The organism is Enterococcus durans, from assembly GCF_002277935.1.
Classification (GTDB): domain Bacteria; phylum Bacillota; class Bacilli; order Lactobacillales; family Enterococcaceae; genus Enterococcus_B; species Enterococcus_B durans.
Genome location: NZ_CP022930.1, coordinates 604,210 through 621,449, shown reverse-complemented (window position 1 = coordinate 621,449; position 17,240 = coordinate 604,210). Strand labels below are relative to the sequence as shown.

17 protein-coding genes, 1 pseudogene, 1 riboswitch and 1 other annotated feature (1 of these 20 running past the window's edge) are annotated in these 17,240 nt (G+C 37.9%); of the genes and pseudogenes, 12 read left to right on the top strand and 6 right to left on the bottom strand.

All coding sequences use genetic code 11. The annotated features are described in order from the left end of the window. Window position 1 precedes the first annotated feature (1 nt). The gene (gene recD2, locus CJZ72_RS03025; protein ID WP_081134055.1) at window positions 2-2,575 is read left to right on the top strand and encodes an SF1B family DNA helicase RecD2; all 2,574 of its coding nucleotides are present in this window, start codon (window positions 2-4) and stop codon (window positions 2,573-2,575) included. 268 nt (window positions 2,576-2,843) lie between these two features. Here the strand turns inward: recD2 and CJZ72_RS03020 are convergent, their stop codons facing one another. After that, window positions 2,844-4,022, bottom strand: coding sequence for an IS256-like element ISEfm2 family transposase (locus tag CJZ72_RS03020; protein ID WP_081133701.1), 1,179 nt, complete (start codon window positions 4,020-4,022; stop codon window positions 2,844-2,846). Between the two features lie 254 nt (window positions 4,023-4,276). On the opposite strand from CJZ72_RS03020, the gene CJZ72_RS03010 reads away from it, so the two are divergent. Further along, the gene (locus tag CJZ72_RS03010; RefSeq protein ID WP_081134056.1) at window positions 4,277-4,855 is read left to right on the top strand and encodes a streptococcin A-M57; all 579 of its coding nucleotides are present in this window, start codon (window positions 4,277-4,279) and stop codon (window positions 4,853-4,855) included. A 2-nt stretch (window positions 4,856-4,857) separates the two neighbouring features. Continuing rightward, entirely contained in the window at window positions 4,858-5,328 is a 471-nt protein-coding gene (locus tag CJZ72_RS03005; RefSeq protein ID WP_081134057.1) for a hypothetical protein, read from the top strand. Between the two features lie 70 nt (window positions 5,329-5,398). Here the strand turns inward: CJZ72_RS03005 and CJZ72_RS14370 are convergent. After that, a pseudogene (locus tag CJZ72_RS14370) lies at window positions 5,399-5,563 on the bottom strand (ISL3 family transposase); the annotation flags it as partial. Window positions 5,564-5,759: 196 nt separating this feature from the next. Further along, the gene (locus CJZ72_RS03000; protein WP_081134058.1) at window positions 5,760-6,737 is read right to left on the bottom strand and encodes a diacylglycerol/lipid kinase family protein; all 978 of its coding nucleotides are present in this window, start codon (window positions 6,735-6,737) and stop codon (window positions 5,760-5,762) included. A 572-nt stretch (window positions 6,738-7,309) separates the two neighbouring features. After that, window positions 7,310-7,356, top strand: a riboswitch (PreQ1 riboswitch). 14 nt (window positions 7,357-7,370) lie between these two features. Between CJZ72_RS03000 and CJZ72_RS02995 the strand changes: the two genes are divergently transcribed. Further along, window positions 7,371-7,874 carry a QueT transporter family protein gene (locus CJZ72_RS02995; RefSeq protein ID WP_081134059.1) on the top strand — a complete coding sequence of 168 codons (504 nt, stop codon included), beginning with the start codon at window positions 7,371-7,373 and terminating at the stop codon, window positions 7,872-7,874. Between the two features lie 239 nt (window positions 7,875-8,113). Here the strand turns inward: CJZ72_RS02995 and cbpA are convergent, their stop codons facing one another. Next, window positions 8,114-8,755, bottom strand: coding sequence for a cyclic di-AMP binding protein CbpA (gene cbpA / locus CJZ72_RS02990; protein WP_005878998.1), 642 nt, complete (start codon window positions 8,753-8,755; stop codon window positions 8,114-8,116). A gap of 159 nt (window positions 8,756-8,914) precedes the next feature. Between cbpA and rpmG the strand changes: the two genes are divergently transcribed. From rpmG to CJZ72_RS02960, 6 genes are all read left to right on the top strand, one after another. Beyond that, on the top strand, window positions 8,915-9,067 hold the full coding sequence (gene rpmG / locus CJZ72_RS02985; protein ID WP_005878997.1) for a 50S ribosomal protein L33: 153 nt from the start codon (window positions 8,915-8,917) through the stop codon (window positions 9,065-9,067). An 18-nt stretch (window positions 9,068-9,085) separates the two neighbouring features. After that, complete coding sequence (gene secE / locus CJZ72_RS02980) at window positions 9,086-9,256, top strand: preprotein translocase subunit SecE (RefSeq protein WP_005878996.1); 171 nt, start codon at window positions 9,086-9,088, stop codon at window positions 9,254-9,256. A gap of 100 nt (window positions 9,257-9,356) precedes the next feature. Beyond that, the gene (nusG, locus tag CJZ72_RS02975) at window positions 9,357-9,902 is read left to right on the top strand and encodes a transcription termination/antitermination protein NusG (RefSeq protein ID WP_005878994.1); all 546 of its coding nucleotides are present in this window, start codon (window positions 9,357-9,359) and stop codon (window positions 9,900-9,902) included. 115 nt (window positions 9,903-10,017) lie between these two features. Continuing rightward, window positions 10,018-10,899 carry an alpha/beta fold hydrolase gene (locus CJZ72_RS02970; protein WP_081134060.1) on the top strand — a complete coding sequence of 294 codons (882 nt, stop codon included), beginning with the start codon at window positions 10,018-10,020 and terminating at the stop codon, window positions 10,897-10,899. Window positions 10,900-11,361: 462 nt separating this feature from the next. Continuing rightward, window positions 11,362-12,582 (top strand): IS110 family RNA-guided transposase, encoded by a 1,221-nt coding sequence (locus CJZ72_RS02965; RefSeq protein ID WP_095443576.1) that lies wholly within the window; start codon window positions 11,362-11,364, stop codon window positions 12,580-12,582. Window positions 12,583-12,725: 143 nt separating this feature from the next. Next, window positions 12,726-13,826: a lactate oxidase gene (locus CJZ72_RS02960; RefSeq protein ID WP_081134061.1), complete on the top strand. Its 1,101-nt coding sequence runs from the start codon at window positions 12,726-12,728 to the stop codon at window positions 13,824-13,826. 232 nt (window positions 13,827-14,058) lie between these two features. On the opposite strand, the gene sdaAA is transcribed toward CJZ72_RS02960, so the two are convergent. Beyond that, window positions 14,059-14,922, bottom strand: a complete 864-nt coding sequence (gene sdaAA, locus CJZ72_RS02955; RefSeq protein WP_081134062.1) for an L-serine ammonia-lyase, iron-sulfur-dependent, subunit alpha — start codon at window positions 14,920-14,922, stop codon at window positions 14,059-14,061. Between the two features lie 13 nt (window positions 14,923-14,935). Continuing rightward, on the bottom strand, window positions 14,936-15,604 hold the full coding sequence (gene sdaAB, locus CJZ72_RS02950; protein WP_005878986.1) for an L-serine ammonia-lyase, iron-sulfur-dependent subunit beta: 669 nt from the start codon (window positions 15,602-15,604) through the stop codon (window positions 14,936-14,938). A 315-nt stretch (window positions 15,605-15,919) separates the two neighbouring features. Between sdaAB and rplK the strand changes: the two genes are divergently transcribed. Next, window positions 15,920-16,342 (top strand): 50S ribosomal protein L11, encoded by a 423-nt coding sequence (rplK, locus tag CJZ72_RS02945; RefSeq protein WP_005878984.1) that lies wholly within the window; start codon window positions 15,920-15,922, stop codon window positions 16,340-16,342. Between the two features lie 103 nt (window positions 16,343-16,445). After that, window positions 16,446-17,135 carry a 50S ribosomal protein L1 gene (gene rplA / locus CJZ72_RS02940; protein ID WP_005878981.1) on the top strand — a complete coding sequence of 230 codons (690 nt, stop codon included), beginning with the start codon at window positions 16,446-16,448 and terminating at the stop codon, window positions 17,133-17,135. A gap of 78 nt (window positions 17,136-17,213) precedes the next feature. Continuing rightward, window positions 17,214-17,240: a sequence feature (ribosomal protein L10 leader region), on the top strand; it runs 100 nt beyond the window's last position.

The window sequence follows — 17,240 nt, the reverse complement described above, 5'->3', positions numbered from 1 at the left end:
AATGCAGCCAGAAGAAATGCCTTACTTTGTTGGCACAGTTGCCGCAATTTTTTATCAAAATCCTAGTAATTTTTATAAAGTCTTACTGGTTCGGGTCACTGAAACAACTGCTGATTATCGTGAAAAAGAAATCGTTGTGACAGGAAGCTTTGGAGATGTCCAAGAAAATGAGTTGTATCGGTTCTACGGTGAATTAGTAGACCATCCTAAATATGGTAGACAGCTAAAAGTTGAGCGGTATGAGCAAGAAAAGCCTACTACAGCCAACGGTATTGTTGGTTATTTGTCTAGTGAGAAATTTCCGGGTATCGGAAAGAAAACAGCAGAAAAAATCGTTGAGTTATTGGGTGAAGAAGCGATTGAAAAAATCATTGCTGATCCTTCAGTGCTAAAACAGATTTCTGGTTTGACTAAGCCGAAAAGAGAAATGATCGCGGAAACGATTCGCTTGAATCATGGAATGGATCAAGTGATCATGGGGCTGAACCGCTATGGTTTTGGTAGTCAGCTTGCGTTTAGTATCTACCAAACTTATAAAAATGAAGCACTAGATATCATTCAAGAAAATCCGTATCAACTGGTTGAAGATATTGAAGGAATCGGCTTTAAACGTGCAGATAACTTGGCAGAGCAACTAGGGATCGCCGCCGATTCTCCAAGACGTATCCGAGCAGCAATCTTACACCAAATTTTTCAGCATGCGGTTCAAACTGGCGATACATATGTTCCTGCTGAGATGCTTCTTAGCCAAACCATCAGGATTTTGGAAACAAGCCGACCGATTGAAATTCAACCAGATCAAGTGGCAACAGTGATCATCCAACTTGTCGAAGAGGGAAAGATCCAACAAGAAGGAACCAATCTCTATGAGAACAGTTTGTTTTTCTCTGAATGGGGGATCGGTAATTCGATTCAACGGTTGCTTAGTCGAAAAAAAGAAATCAAGTATCCAGAAAAAGAAGTGAAAAAAAATATTCGTCGTATCGAAAAAGTTTTTGGTATCCAATATGGAGAGTCCCAAGAGAAGGCCATTTCAGAAGCAGTCCGTTCGCCATTATTCATTTTAACTGGAGGACCTGGTACAGGGAAAACGACAGTTATCAATGGAATCGTCAATTTGTTTGCAGAATTGAATGGGTTGGAATTAGATCCCACGAAATATACACAGGAAATTTTTCCGATATTGTTGGCAGCGCCAACTGGTCGGGCAGCAAAGCGAATGAATGAAACGACCGGACTTCCGGCAAGCACGATCCACCGATTGCTTGGATTGAATGGACGTGAAAAATCACCAACAGTCAGTACGAAGGAGCTGGAGGGTGGTTTATTGATCATCGATGAAATGTCGATGGTCGATACATGGTTAGCGAACACTTTATTTAAAGCTATTCCTACAAATATGCAAGTTATTTTAGTTGGGGATAAAGATCAATTACCCTCTGTAGGTCCTGGTCAGGTTCTGCATGATTTGTTGGAAATCGATCAGATTCCTAAAATGGAATTGAATCAGATCTATCGTCAAGGAGATGGCTCAAGTATTATTCCACTTGCTCATGAAATCAAAGAAGGACAATTGCCAGCTGATTTTACAAAGAATCAGAGGGATCGATCCTTTTTCAGAAGTGATGCATATACGATTGAACCGTTGATTGCGAAGATCGTGGAAAAAGCGAAAAACAAAGGATTTACTGCACAAGATATCCAAGTATTAGCTCCAATGTATCGTGGTCCAGCAGGAATCGATGCGCTGAATAAGATGATGCAAAATATCTTTAATCCGGGAAGGGATGGACGCAAAGAAGTTCATTGGAACGATACAGTCTATCGGATCGGAGATAAAGTCCTCCAGTTAGTAAATACGCCGGAATTAAATGTGTTTAATGGCGATATGGGAGAAATCACGGGAATTGTGTTGGCAAAAGATTCTGAAGATAAGATTGATGAATTGGTGATTCAATTTGATGCCAATGAAGTCACATATAAACGGAATGAGTGGAATAAGATCACGCTCTCTTATTGTTGCTCGATCCATAAATCACAAGGTAGTGAATTCAAAATGGTCATTTTGCCTATGGTTCACCAATATCAGCGTATGCTCCAGAGAAACTTGCTTTATACTGCAGTCACTCGAAGTAAAGAATTGCTGATACTTTTAGGGGAAGAACACGCTTATGCTACATGTGTGAAGAATGAATCAGCGAGCCGAAAGACAACCTTGAAAAAAAGAATTGAAGAAAACGAGCAGATGACGATCGCTACACGAACGAAGCTAGTAGCTTACGAGGATTCATTGAGTGGAAGTGATCCGTTTGAGGATGGTTCATACACTAGCGTGGGTGAAACAGCCAAGACACCAACTGAAAAAAATGAGCACAACGAACAAGAAGAGTCTGTCCAGGAAAAGGAACGTAATGTTAATCTATTCTCATCGGTTGAAGAAACAAAAGAGCAGATGAAAGATGAAGAAAAGGAAACAGAAGCGACTCGATTACCTCAGACGTATATTCTGACAACAGAAGCAATTGAAAAACAACTGATTGATCCAATGATTGGTATGGAAAACGTAAAACCTTAAAAATAGAAAGCGAGTGGGACAAAAATCAGGTTTTTTCTGATTTTTGTCCCGCTTTTTTGATTTAAGGTTCACTCATAATACATAATCAATACTATAAAGAGTATCTTTTCTCAATGCTGTTTATGAAAGGTGCATTATTGATATTTTTCATTTTTAAAGACAAAGTGTCAATTTAAGACTAAAAATCGTCTTTTTATGATATGCTGCTTTTTTTGCGGGAGCGTCAATAATTTTGTGTAAATAACTCGTCCTTCTGCAAAATAATGGGTTACTCAGTAAACATTGAAGCTAATGTATCCGTCACTTGTTGGAAGCCTTTATGGCTTCTATTTAAGAATTTTTGATTGTATGTATCAAAGATGGATACTAGGAAACGCTCTAGTGATTCTTCATTTTGAAACTGCTCTTTTCTGCGGCTGTATTTCTTGATTTGTTTATTGAAAGATTCGATTAAATTAGTTGAGTAAATGCTTCGGCGGATACCAGGCGGAAACTCATAAAAAGTCAATAAATCTTGATTTTTTATCAGTGACTGCGTCACTTTAGGATAAGTTTTCTGCCACTTCTCAATCATACTCCCTAAAAAGGTATTTGCCTCTTCCTTTGAGCTAGCTTGATAAACAGCCTTAAAATCATCACAGATTTCTTTTCGATCTTTGACACGTACTTTATGAGCAATATTACGGGAAACGTGAACACAGCAATGTTGGTATTTAGCTTTAGGATAAATCTGGTGAATCGTATCTTTCATGCCTTTTAAGCCATCGGTAATAAACAGTAAGACATCATGAACCCCTCTGGAGTAAATGTCCTCTAACAACTCATTCCAAACGTAGGTCGATTCAGTCGGAGCAATCGCATAACTTAGTACTTCTTTAGTGCCGTCTTCTCGTATACCAATGGCAATATAGATTGCTTCTTTGGAGACGGTTTGCCGTTTTAAAGGAATATAAGTAGCATCCATGAAAATAGCGACATACTTATCATTTAGAGTTCTAACTTTAAATGCATTTACTTCTTCAGTCAGCACTTTAGTCATGTTGGACATGGTTTGGGGCGTGTAGTGATGCCCATACATTTTCTCAATCAAGTCTGCGATTTCCGACATGGTAATACCTTTTCGGAAGAGGTGAATGACGGTCTCCTCTAAGGTATCATTCGTCCGTCTATAAGCAGGAACAGTCTGTTGCTTGAACTCGCCGTTGCGGTCGCGCGGAATCTGGAGATGAAGTTCCCCGTACTCGGTCTTGACCGTACGGTCATAGGAGCCGTTACGAGAATTACCCGTGTTAAAACCAATGCGATCGTACTTTTCGTAATCGAGGAAAGCCGTTAACTCCGTTTTGAGAAGCGTATTGACAGCTTTTTCCAAATGGACACGGAATAATTCATTCAAATCGCCTTTGTTCGCTAGAGTCTTTAGAATTTCTGTAGTAAAATCGTTCATATGGAAGTCCTCTTTTCTGTGAATGTGTTGTGGTAACTCTATTCTACAGAAGGGACTTCCTTTTTTCTATTTACACAAAATATTTTACACTCTCTTTTTTGCTGATAAAATTCTCTATAATATTTTAAAAAAACGCTTACTTTTTTATATAACTAATTTGATTAATTATAAAAGACAAATTAGGATAGCAAGTTAGTAAGTATTTTTTGTATTGATATTTAGCATTAAAAATTGATAGAACAAGGAGAGGATATATGGAGTTAAAAGTTTTAAAAGAGTCTAAATTTTTTTGTTTGGGAATGACATTGCTAATGATTTTGGGAATTTTTATTAGTACTGGATCAGCTATTTATGCAGATGAAAATGTGAATGAAGAAACAAGGCTTGAAGAACAAAAAAAGCAAGCTGTAGAAGAATTAAAATTTTATTTGGAAGAAGCAGGCCATATTGATCCAACGACAAAACAGTATATCCCAACTGATTTTGTAGCGATAAAAGCAAAATCAGAACTTCCAGGTGAAGAAGGATTAGCTGGGAAATTTGTTTTTGATAATTACGTGATTCCTAGTATGACTCGTAATTTTATAAAATATATTGCTTGTATTGTTATAAGTACGTTACCCCTTGAAAAGGGCGTTTGGGATGCGTTGCAAGGAGAAAATGCGATGCAAATCTTGATTAATGCTCTTGCGTCAAAGGACTATGATAAAGCTGTAGATATTTTGCTTGAAAAAGCTAAGAAAACTTTGAGCTCTTCACAACTTTTGAAATTTAATGTTGCTACAATCGTAGCTGGTATAGCTATCAATGCAATTTATTGTTGGGGGAATTAAAAATGTATACGGATATTGTTCTGGAACAAAAAGCGGAAAATTTTATGAGGCATTTAGGGCTTACGCCTAAAGGTAATTATTTTAGTTGTTATGAATATGCACATCCGTTTTTAGTAGTATTACCTCTTCACCCAACAGTAAAGATAATCGTCACTAAAATAGTTTTGGTTATTGCGACTGAAGAAGAGTTAATAATCAAGAAAATAGGAAGCGGGTTATCACCTGTTGACATAAAAGAAGAAAACTACGATGAGAATATTATTCGTATACCTAAATCTAGCATTGTAAACTTTGAGGTGAAAGATTGGGAGGTTTTAGGATTTGATTTAGGCTATCTTTTAACGATCGAAACAGAAAAAAAGTATTATTTACAAGTGGCTAAGGTGACTGGCTATGATTTTTCGACAATTAATTTTTTTAATCTAAAAGCCAATAATTTTTTTGACTTAGTGACAGAGAACAATACCAAGTAGCTAATAGTAATCACCCTGAAAATAGTGGCTCTTCGTCAAATTGTGTTGGTGGAGACAAATTTGGATAAAACTTAGTCCGACATGCGGCGTGTTCTGTGCGTGTCGTATATGAATCGTTGCGGATAATGAGAACCAATTCGCAGTGTTCGCAATGGGAAGGCGAGTCATCCATTTTTCATCAAAAAAATGAATGTTCATCTGTTAATCCGAGTAATTTTCTAATATGATTATCCATAGAGAGACTCCTTTGGTAGGGTAATGTTTTTGTCGACTAAATTTTACCAAATGTGAGTCTTTTTTTGGATTGAAACAAAGAAAAAGTGTTGGTAGAAAATCGATTTCGATTTCCACCAACACAAAATATTATAGAACCTTTTCTTTTTAAGAAAGACTATTATCCCACGCTCTTTGCTCTTATAACTATATGCCTATCAAAGCGTTAAATTACACCAAAATAGTTGCTTTTTTGTGGACAACTGTAAATCGAACGGTTGCTTTTCAGTGTCTTCACCATCTTCTTGACCATATTGTGATGTAGTCGAAACAATACGCAATTTACTAGTGGTAAAGTGGTGAAAATTTTTAGAATTGAGTTGCTTTTTTTGTGTCAGTAAAAGAGCGATCCACAAAATCTTGAATAGATTGATCCGCTCCACGACAACAAAATCAATCGTTGGTTTGGCAATATCAGCGGTGGGAGCGATGGCTACACCGCCTCCAAAGTATGGGTGATTCGTTGCTGTACATAAAAAAGCTTTTTCAAAACTGACCTGTTTTCCACTAGTTTCTACTAAAATAGGGAATCCTTTTTGAACAAAGAAAACACGCAAGATCGAAAAAATATAAGAAAGCGATCCTAATTTATACTTGTTCAATTGAGTTTTCGCATTCGAATGATTTGTCGCATGCACGATTGCCGCATCCAAACCAATCCCAAAATTATTTACGACAACTCCTTGTCTATCGCTGATTTTTTCTTCATAGCTTAATAGATTGATTTCCTGAGGTTCAGTTGCAGCAAGCACATTTTCTAATGCTTTTACAGCATTCCTTGATAATCCGATACCTCTAGCAAAATCATTACCAGAACCGGCAGGGATATATGCAACAGGAAAATTAACTTTCAGTTGGTAAAAAGTATTCAATACTTGGTGCAGTGTTCCATCACCGCCGACAATTACAAGTAGAGGAAAAGGAGCTTCTTGCTCACGGGTTTCTTCAGTCCATTCTTTCAGCGTATCTTCTGCTAATTCCTCAGCGATTTGGGCATCATGGCCTTTCCACTTACTATAATAAACAGAATAGGTCAGATTCTTTTCAGCAAATAGCGGGATGATCTTGTCCGCTACCTTTTTACCAGAGCCGCTTCCAGCCGCTTGGTTGATTAATAAATAATAATGAAACTTCATTTTTGCCTCCTGCGAAACATTTCAGAAGTTGAGCTGGCTATAGACTCAATCATAAAATCAGAGAACTTCTCAATTTTTCGCTTAACGCTCCAATGGTTAGCGACTGAAATATTCATTGTTGAATATCAAAATTTATTTTAAAAAGAGAAAAAACAAACCATATGTTTTTATTCTTGGTTATTATAGCAGAGGAGTGCAGAAATGAAAAAGAACAGATTTCAAAAAAATAAAAAAATCTAGCAAGCGCTCGATCCGTTCGTTTGAAACGGAGAAGAAATCTAAGGTTCGATATGTCCACTTAGTTCTTCAGCTGCTTGCTAGATCTTGTTCAGGTAAGAGGTTATTCAAACTCCCACTTCCTTTTTTCTTTTTTAGATACACAACAATTCTTTTCTTGCAGAACCTGCTTCGTCTGCGCTACTGGGAATCCTTATGCCTCTTACACCTATTTTATAGCATAATTTCTTTGTTTTGGCAAACGTTTACATTCACTCTTTAGATACTATTTCAATTCAAAGAATTCTATGGTTTTAAATCTATAGATTGTCTGTTATAATGATTATTTGTTTAAGATAACCGCGGTTCATCAACCATCCCGCGTTAAAAAAACTAGGAGAAATGAGGGATTATATTATGCAAAAGACACAGGAACAAAAACAATTAATGGTCGTCGTAGTGAATGGGATCATCATGGCTTTATATTTAGCGTTAACGATTTTAGTTGCACCAGTATCATCTGGACCAATCCAATTTCGAATCTCTGAAAGTTTGAATCATTTAGTGGTTTTTAATCGGAAATTACTCTGGGGTGTACTAGGAGGAGTCATCATCTATAACGCATTCTTTGGCTTTGGAATACTAGATGTTATTTTCGGTGGCGGACAAACATTGATTTCTTTAGGTTTAACAGCAATTTTGCAAAATAAAATCAAAAATGTAAAAGTACGTTTAGCACTGAATACGCTCTTCTTTACGATCAGCATGGGATTGATTGCGTACATGTTAGTACCAACAGGCGGCAAGGCCTTTTGGACGACTTATGGCACATTAGCAGCAAGCGAGTGTATCATCATGGCTGTGTCAGCACCATTGATGTATTATTTAGACCGAGCATTAGATTTTAAAAATCGCGTATAGGAAGAGCGAGTTGAAAATAGTTTATATAAAGATAGAGGTTGGGACAGAAGTGTTTAACTCCGAGAAATAAGAAGAAATTAACGAAAATTGCTTTTCAAATTTTTGTTAATTTCGGCTTATTTCCGAAGGAGTTGCTTCTGCTCCCACCGTTTATTCGTTTTTAAAGAGTGGGACAAAAGTGTTTCTTACTTTTGTCCCACTCTCTAGTTCTGTTTGGCTAATTATCTGTTTATCGAAGCTTATTCTGCGTGTTGTAGATTTTCGATCTCGATTACTTTATAGTTTTTCTTTTCAAGTTGGTTAACAATCGTTTCACATACTTTTTCGTCTGTGTCAGCAGGCAAAGTGATCAGTGTACGACGGATGAATTCATCCTTTTCGATATCAAGTGTAATACAGCTGGCAATACTGCTGTATTTAGAGATGATTTTTGAGATCGTTGCTAAATCGCCTTGTTTACCAGTAGACGCAATCGTTAACACGTAGCTACCTTGTTCGACACTCCATGATTGTGAGAGCATAGTCAACAAGGTACTATGTGTCAAAATTCCATAGAAGTGATTTTCATTATCAAGTACGGCGATATAAGGTAGCTCTTTGATCGTGAAAAATACTTTAAAGAAAGATGTGTCTAAATAGATGAATTTTGTGGCATTCTTCAATAGATGTGTAACTGGTAGTGTCATATCCCCGCCGTTAGCTTTATGGCGATAGATGTGCATCTTATAAATATTTCCACGGAAAATATTTCCAGAAGCATCTAAGATCGGCACGCAACGATAGCCAGAACTTTCTAAAATCTCTAATGCTTCTTCTAAAGTGCTGGTCTCAGTAACAGTTGTTAAATCTTTTTTCTTATATACAAGTGTTTTTAATAGCATAATTTTACCTCCATATATCTCATTTTTACTTCACTTCAAATTAATCATATCATAATTAATTGCAAAACAATAGACCGTTTAAATGCGAATTGACAGAAAAACTTTTCCATGATACTGTAAAAGTGTATAATTTTGATTTTCAGTAAGGGGGGACAACGAATGGCAAAGAAAAAAGCAGCATTAGCTTGTTCCGTTTGCGGTTCTAGAAACTACACAAAATCAATCAGTGAAGGAAAAAGCGGCGAACGTTTGGAGATCAATAAATTTTGTAAATATTGTAATCAATACACATTACATAAAGAAACAAAATAGAACACAGGAGGATAAAGGATGAAGTTTCTAAAAAGTGTCAAAGCAGAAATGAAACAAGTAACATGGCCATCTCGTAAGCAATTACGTAAAGATACATTGGTAGTTATCGAAACGTCGATTATTTTTGGTGTGATGTTTTTCGTTATGGATACAGCAATCCAAAGTTTATTTGCATTCTTATTAAAATAAGGCGCTAGTAAAAATCGCAAAATAGTGCTATAATCAGGTTGAAGGAAAAACTTCGGGCAACTGGGGTTTTTTTATTTTACAATGAAATGAGGAGCCCTTAATGGAATCTTTTGAAAAAAATTGGTATGTATTGCATACATACTCAGGATATGAAAACAAAGTAAAAGCAAACATCGAATCTCGTGCGCAAAGTATGAAAATGGCTGACTTTATTTTCCGTGTAGTTGTTCCAGAAGAAACTGAAACAGAAGTAAAGAACGGTAAAGAAAAAGAAATCGTTCATAAAACATTCCCAGGTTATGTATTAGTAGAAATGATCATGTCGGATGCTTCTTGGTATGTCGTTCGTAATACACCGGGTGTAACTGGATTTGTTGGTTCTCATGGTGCAGGAAGCAAACCAGCGCCATTATTGCCAGAAGAAGTGAACCATATCTTGCGTTCAATCGGTATGAGCTTACGCCAAAATGATTTAGAAATCGAAGTAGGCGAAGTAGTCAAGATCATCGAAGGTGCTTTTGCTGGACTAGAAGGTCAAGTAACAGAAGTAGATGAAGAAAAAGAAAAATTAAAAGTGAATATCGATATGTTTGGTCGTGAAACAAGTACAGAACTTGATTTTGATCAAGTAGACAAAATCGATTAATACGTTGCTGGAAGTGTTTAAAAAAAGCATATCGCCGGAGCAACAAGTAAGACGGAAAGATTGTTACTCAACTCTTTTCGTCTTTTTTTGTTATTCATTAGTAGGAGGACAGATCATGACAAAATGGCGTAAATTTATAATGACCAGTTTTTTGATTGGATTAGGGATGGTTTTGTTTGCTGGCTGTCAGTCTAAAGCAACCAATGAGCCAACCACTGGAACAAAGAAGGCAGAAACAACACAAACAACAGAAGAAAAAATTGAAAAAACGACTACACCTACGCTGTTTCTCCATGGCTATAGTGGAACCGTCAACTCCTTTAAAGGAATGATCCAGCGATTAGAAGATAGCGCACAAAAAGAGTTGACATTGACGGTTGATGTCAATGGTCAAGTACAGGCTGATGGAGAATTAACAAAGAAAGCGGACAATCCGATCGTCCAAGTATTATTTGCGGATAATAAAAACAATGAATGGAATCAAACTGAATGGATCAAAGCGTGTCTAACATATCTACAATCTACCTATGGCATCGATAAAGTAAATATCGTTGGTCACTCGATGGGAGGAGTCAGCGGTCTGCGTTATCTTGCTACTTATGGTCAAGATCAATCGTTACCACAAGTCCAAAAGTTTGTTGCATTAGGGGCGCCATTTAATGAATTTGAAGAAAACAGTACCCAAAGCTTAAATGATATGCTGAAAAATGGCCCAGCTGTGACAACTAGTCGGTACCAAGATTACCAACAACTGATAGACAACGTTCCTGCAACTACCCAATTCTTGCTAGTTGGTGGACAATTGAGTGAAACGGATGCTAGTGATGGGACTGTTCCATTGAGTAGTGCCTTGGCGGTGTATGCTTTACTCAAGCAAAATGGAAATCCAGTTGAGGAAAAGGTCGTCGAAGGAGAAAATGCTGCACACAGTATGCTTCATGAAAACCAGGAAGTGGATCGACTGGTCCAACAATTTGTTTGGAACCTGAATGAATAGAATCGACTAGCTTTCGAAAAAAGTACTACTACTTGCTATTTAACTGGATTCTTTTGTTTAAAAGAGTGTAACTCAAGTGAAGCGAGCGTGGGACCAAAGTAAGAAACACTTTTGTCTCGACCTCCTTGTGAGTGACACTTTTTTATTTTAAACTCAGACCGAGTATAAATGTTTGCTTACTTTTAGTAAGAGTAATATGATGAGTTTGTACTAAAAAACATACTAAGATTAGAGGGTAAATTCATCGACGGATGAAATTACCCTCTAACGCTCTTTTAAGCGTATAGTTGGTTGTGAAAGAAAGACCGACCACACTTTCTTGGACTACGAGTCCCAAACAAAAAATGGTCTTCTTCACTGTCATTTTAAAACCTGGTTTAAGTATGTTGGGGCTTCGAGCCCGTGTAAAGGAAATTAGGAACGAAATGAAGCAGTGAAGAATCTTTCAACACTTCTTAGGAGATGAAAATTATGTATGTACTTGCTTTAGATGTCTCAATGGGAAAAAGTTATGTCGTTATTTATCATGAAAATACTTGTCTTTTTGAACAAGAAATTCTTCACGATAAAACACATTTCAATGCACTTCTTCAAGAAATTTATGCTCTTCCAGAACGACCACAAATCGTTTTTGAAGCAACGGGGGTTTATTCAAGAGTCATTGAAACTTTTTGTCAAAAGAATCATTTCGCCTATTGTTTATTAAACCCTTTAGAAGCGAAAAGACAACTGAATATTGACTTACGTTCAGTCAAAACGGATAAACGAGATGCCCATCGACTGGCACAAACACACGGTCAATTTTTGCGGAAACAAAAACAATCTCAAACAGAAGTCTATAAACAAACACGCGATTTTGCACGCTTTTATCAACAAATTGAAAGGGACATTAAACGCACGAGAATGAACCTGCATACCGCTTTACAATTGACTTTCCCAGAATTGGAAACACTTTTCACGAACAGGTTATCAAAACTCGCCTTGAATCTTGTCGAACTTTTCCCCCACCCTGATTACTTGGCACACTTAAGCCAAACTAAGGTAAAAAATGTGTTAAAGAAAAATACGGATAAAAAAATCTCCGATCAAAAAGCCTTGGCTAAAGCACAAACCTTACTTTCACTTGCGCAAAATTCTTATCCAGCTGAATCTGGACAAAGTATTTCTGTTCAAAAAGTCGTGTATTATGCCCAACAATTGAAACAATTGCTTGTAACAAAAGAACAACTCGCCAAACAGCTAGTTGACATTGCGAAACAAACAATAGAATTTGATTTCTATCAAAGTATCCCTGGAATTGGTGAACTTTCTGCAGGACTCATTATTGGTGAATTAGGGGATATTCGGCGTTTTTCTTCTCATAAGCAATTGAATGCTTTCGTCGGTGTTGATACCAGAAGATATCAATCTGGAAAATATACAGCCAAAGAACACATGAATAAACATGGGAATCCGAAGGCCCGAAAAAATTTGTATTTTATTATGATGAACATGATTCGACAACAAGCGGCGGGGCCCAATCATCTTGTGGACTATTACTATAAACTAAAAACGCAACCTTCGCCCAAAAAGCATAAGGTTGCGCTCGTCGCCTGCATCAACAAGCTCTTGAAATGTCTCCATTCGATGGTACGACATTCAAGTCCGTATGATTACTCATACACGGCCTCTAACGACCAATAAGGAATATATCCTTACCTAGAATTATAGCATACCTAATAAAAAAATTTCTAATTTATTAGGCTTATTTCGTATACTTTTTTCTTGATAAAAACCAATAGAAAAAAGTACTTGACTAAACGTAGGAAAGAAAGAGGGATTTAGTTATGGCTTATCAGGCAAGTACAGAAGAACATTCAATTGATATCGTAAATATTGCTTCACTTGAAGGAAAAGTAAAAGAGCGCATGGAAGCTGGCGCATTTGGGTATATCCGTGGCGGTTCAGAAGATGAATGGACGATGAAAGAAAATACGACATCGTTCAATACGAAAAAAATCATGCCTCGAGTGTTGAGAGGGATCGATTCTGCTGATTTAAGTACATCGATTTTTGGGATTGATTTGAAGACGCCGATCATTCAAGCGCCATCTGCTGCGCAAGGCTTAGCACATGAAAAAGGAGAGGCGAATACAGCGAAAGGTGTTGCTGCGGCTGGTTCGATCTTTTCTATCAGCACGTACGCCAATACAACTATCAAAGATGCGGCAGCGGCAGCGCCTGGTGCGCCACAATTTTTCCAATTATATATGAGTAAAGATGACGGCTTTAATGAATTCATCTTGAACAAAGCAGTTGAAGCTGGTGCAAAGGCAATTATCTTAACCGCTGATTCGACATTAGGTGGGTATCGAGAAGAAGATATCATCAATCATTTCCAATTTCCATTACCAATGCCTAACCTTGCAGCGTATAGTGAACAGAGCGCAAGTGGAAATGGTGAAGGAAAAGGGATCTCTGAAATCTATGCAGCGGCTAAGCAAGGATTGACACCAGAAGATATCAAAAAAATCAAAGATTTAACGAATCTACCTGTGATCGTAAAGGGTATCCAATCACCAGAAGATGCCGAAGTAGCAATTTCTGCCGGTGCAGATGGCATTTGGGTTTCGAATCATGGAGGACGTCAACTTGATGGTGGCCCTGCTTCTTTTGAAGTTCTGCCTAAAGTAGCAGAAGTTGTCAATAAACGTGTTCCTGTTATCTTTGATTCAGGAGTACGCCGTGGAGAACATGTCTTCAAAGCTCTAGCGAGTGGGGCGGATCTAGTTGCCATCGGTCGTCCAGTCATCTATGGTTTGAACCTAGGTGGCGCACAAGGTGTTACTTCTGTATTTGATCATTTGAATAAAGAGTTATCGATCACTATGCAATTGGCTGGTACTAGAACAGTGAACGAAATTAAAAACACTAAGTTGCTAGATTAAAAGAAGTCAAAAAAAATAGCACGTATCGACAGAGCCGTCGATACGCGCTATTTTTTTGAGGGAACATCTAGTACACCACTAACGACAAAACAGGTAAAACTAGTCGTTTTTTTTTGAAATTACCGAAAAGACTACTTTTGAACGACGGTTATTCGAGAGTCTGTAGCAAAACTGATTTTTAGATTTGCCCCACATTCGTTTTCCGCCTCTAATAAAAGAACATTTCCACGTTTTATTTTAAAATCTCTTTTGTTAGTCGTTTAGCAGTTGGAGTTGCTGCTAGACCACCTTCTGCTGTTTCTTTGAAGATAGAGGGCATTTGTCTGCCTACTTGGTACATCGCAGCGACAACTTCGTCAGGCGGAATGACACTTTCGATACCGGCTAACGCCATGTCGGCAGAAATGAAAGCTTGAGAAGAACCAAGCGCATTTCTTTTGACACAGGGAACTTCAACGAGCCCTGCGACAGGGTCACAGATCAGCCCCATCATATTTTTTAAAGTAATTGCAACGGCTTGAGCGGCTTGATGCGGCGTACCATTTTTTGCACATACTAATGCAGCAGCTGCCATGGCACTGGCTGAACCAACTTCTGCTTGGCAACCACCTTCTGCACCACTGATCGAAGCATTATTTGCCATGACTAGGCCGAATGCCCCAGCAGTAAAGAGAAATTCTAACTGTTGTTTATGACTTAATTCCAAGCGGTCACGAACAGACATCAATACACCAGGTACGACTCCAGCACTGCCGGCAGTAGGAGTTGCGCAGATCAAGCCCATTTTGGCATTGACCTCGTTCACAGCAATCGCATTACGAACGGCAGTCAGGATTGTTTCACCACTAAGAAAATCAGCTTCCTTTAAATAATCGTCTAGTTTTTTTGCATCGCCACCTGTAATGCCAGTTACAGATGTTACACCTGCTTTTCCTTCAGCAATGGATTGTTCCATCACACTTAGATTTTTTTCCATGATCGCGATGATCTGTTCGCGTGAACGTCCGCTCATTTCCATTTCAACAGCAATCATTAATTCAGCGACACTGGAGTAGTCGTTTGCTTGCTGTACGAGTTCTTCAATAGAGAAAAACATTTTTCTTCCTCCTTTAATCGAAATAATTGACACTATCGATGTTTGGCAATTGATTTAATTTTTTAACAGTATCATCTACTTGCGGGTCATCGACTTCGATGATCATGATCGCATTTTCGCCTTTAGATTCACGAGTAACCGTCATAGTCCCGATATTTGTATTCGTTTCAGAAAGGATGTTTGTGACTTTGGCGATCATTCCCGGCACATCTCGATGGACGATGATCAGGGTAGGGGTACCCATGCTTAATGAGATCTTGAACCCATTCAATTCAGATATCTGAATATTTCCGCCACCGATAGAGATCCCAGTTACGGAAAGTTTGCGAGTCCCTTTTCTTAACAACATTTTTACAGAGTTGGGATGTTCCGCTTTTTCCGCTTTTGGAACAAATAATACTTCCATGCCTGCTTCATAAGCCAATTTCAGTGAATCTGCTAAATGTTCATCATCTGGTTCCATTCCTAATAAGCCGCCGACTAAAGCAATATCGGTACCATGTCCTCGATAAGTCTTAGCAAAAGATTCATAAAGATAAATATCGACAGAATCTGGTTGTTCGCCAAAAATACTACGGACGATTTTACCGATTCGAGCAGCACCAGCGGTATGAGAACTACTAGGACCAATCATGACAGGACCGATAATATCGAAAACACTGCGGTATTTTAATTCTTTCATTTCTTCACCTCGTTAAAATTTACAGATATATAGCTGGCGCATGTCAGCATTTCTTCTTGGCGCTAGTTTAGCACAAATGGTAAACAAATAGGGAAGGTTCTTCACGTTTTAAGGAGAAAATTATCGATTTCTTCCATAGAATGTAAATTTATAAGAAAAAAATCTTGAAAAAAAGAATATATTTGCTATACTGTATCAGTGTGCATTGTCGTGCGCACTATTTTGTCTGATAATCAGATGATTATGAGAGAAAACGTGGGAGGAGAAATATGCATCTCCAATTAACCACATCACGGACTTAAGGAGGTATGTCTCGTGGCAAAGAAAGTAGAAAAAATCGTTAAATTGCAAATTCCTGCAGGTAAAGCAACTCCAGCTCCACCAGTAGGTCCTGCACTAGGTCAAGCGGGTGTCAATATCATGGGATTCACAAAAGAATTCAATGCTCGTACAGCTGATCAAGCAGGTTTGATCATTCCGGTTGTTATTTCTGTATACGAAGACCGTTCATTCACATTCGTTACAAAAACACCACCAGCTGCAGTATTGTTGAAAAAAGCAGCAAACATTGAAAAAGGTTCAGGCGAACCAAACAAAAACAAAGTTGCTAAAGTTTCTAGCGATCAAATCAAAGAAATCGCTGAATTAAAAATGGAAGACCTAAACGCAGCGAACGTTGAAGCAGCAATGCGCATGGTTGAAGGAACTGCACGAAGCATGGGGATCACTGTAGAATAATCTCTACACCCTAAGAAAGTAGCTTCTCAGTTGGCTCTGTATTGAAAGATATAGAACACGTGGGAGGTACAACCGTTATAACCACAATCAAGGAGGAACCAAAATGGCTAAAAAGAGCAAAAAAATGCAAGATGCATTAAAAAAAGTTGATTCAAGTAAAGTTTATCCTGTTGCTGAAGCAGTAGCATTAGCAAAAGAAACAAACATTGCAAAATTCGACGCTACAGTTGAAGTTGCATACCGTTTGAACGTAGACCCTAAAAAAGCAGACCAACAAATTCGTGGTGCAGTAGTATTACCTAACGGAACTGGTAAAACACAAACTGTTTTAGTATTTGCTAAAGGCGACAAAGCAAAAGAAGCTGAAGCAGCTGGTGCAGACTTCGTAGGTGACGACGACATGGTTCAAAAAATCCAAAATGGATGGTTTGACTTTGACGTAGTTGTTGCTACACCTGACATGATGGCTACTGTTGGTCGTTTAGGACGTGTTTTAGGACCTAAAGGCTTAATGCCAAACCCTAAAACTGGTACTGTAACTATGGATGTTACAAAAGCAGTGAACGAAGTAAAAGCAGGTAAAGTAACTTACCGTGTGGACAAAGCTGGAAACGTCCATGTTCCAATCGGTAAAGTATCATTCGACAACGAAAAACTTGTTGAAAACTTTACAACAATCCATGATGTATTAGTGAAAGCTAAACCATCAGCAGCTAAAGGTCAATACATGAAAAATATCACTGTTACAACAACATTTGGACCTGGTATCCATGTAGACCAAGCTTCTTTCTAATTTAAATTAGAACGTTGATTGATCCAACTGAAAAAATAATTCTTGACTCAACTAGTTTAGCATGCTAAGCTAGTTGAGGTTAATAATTAACTTGTACCGAAGACA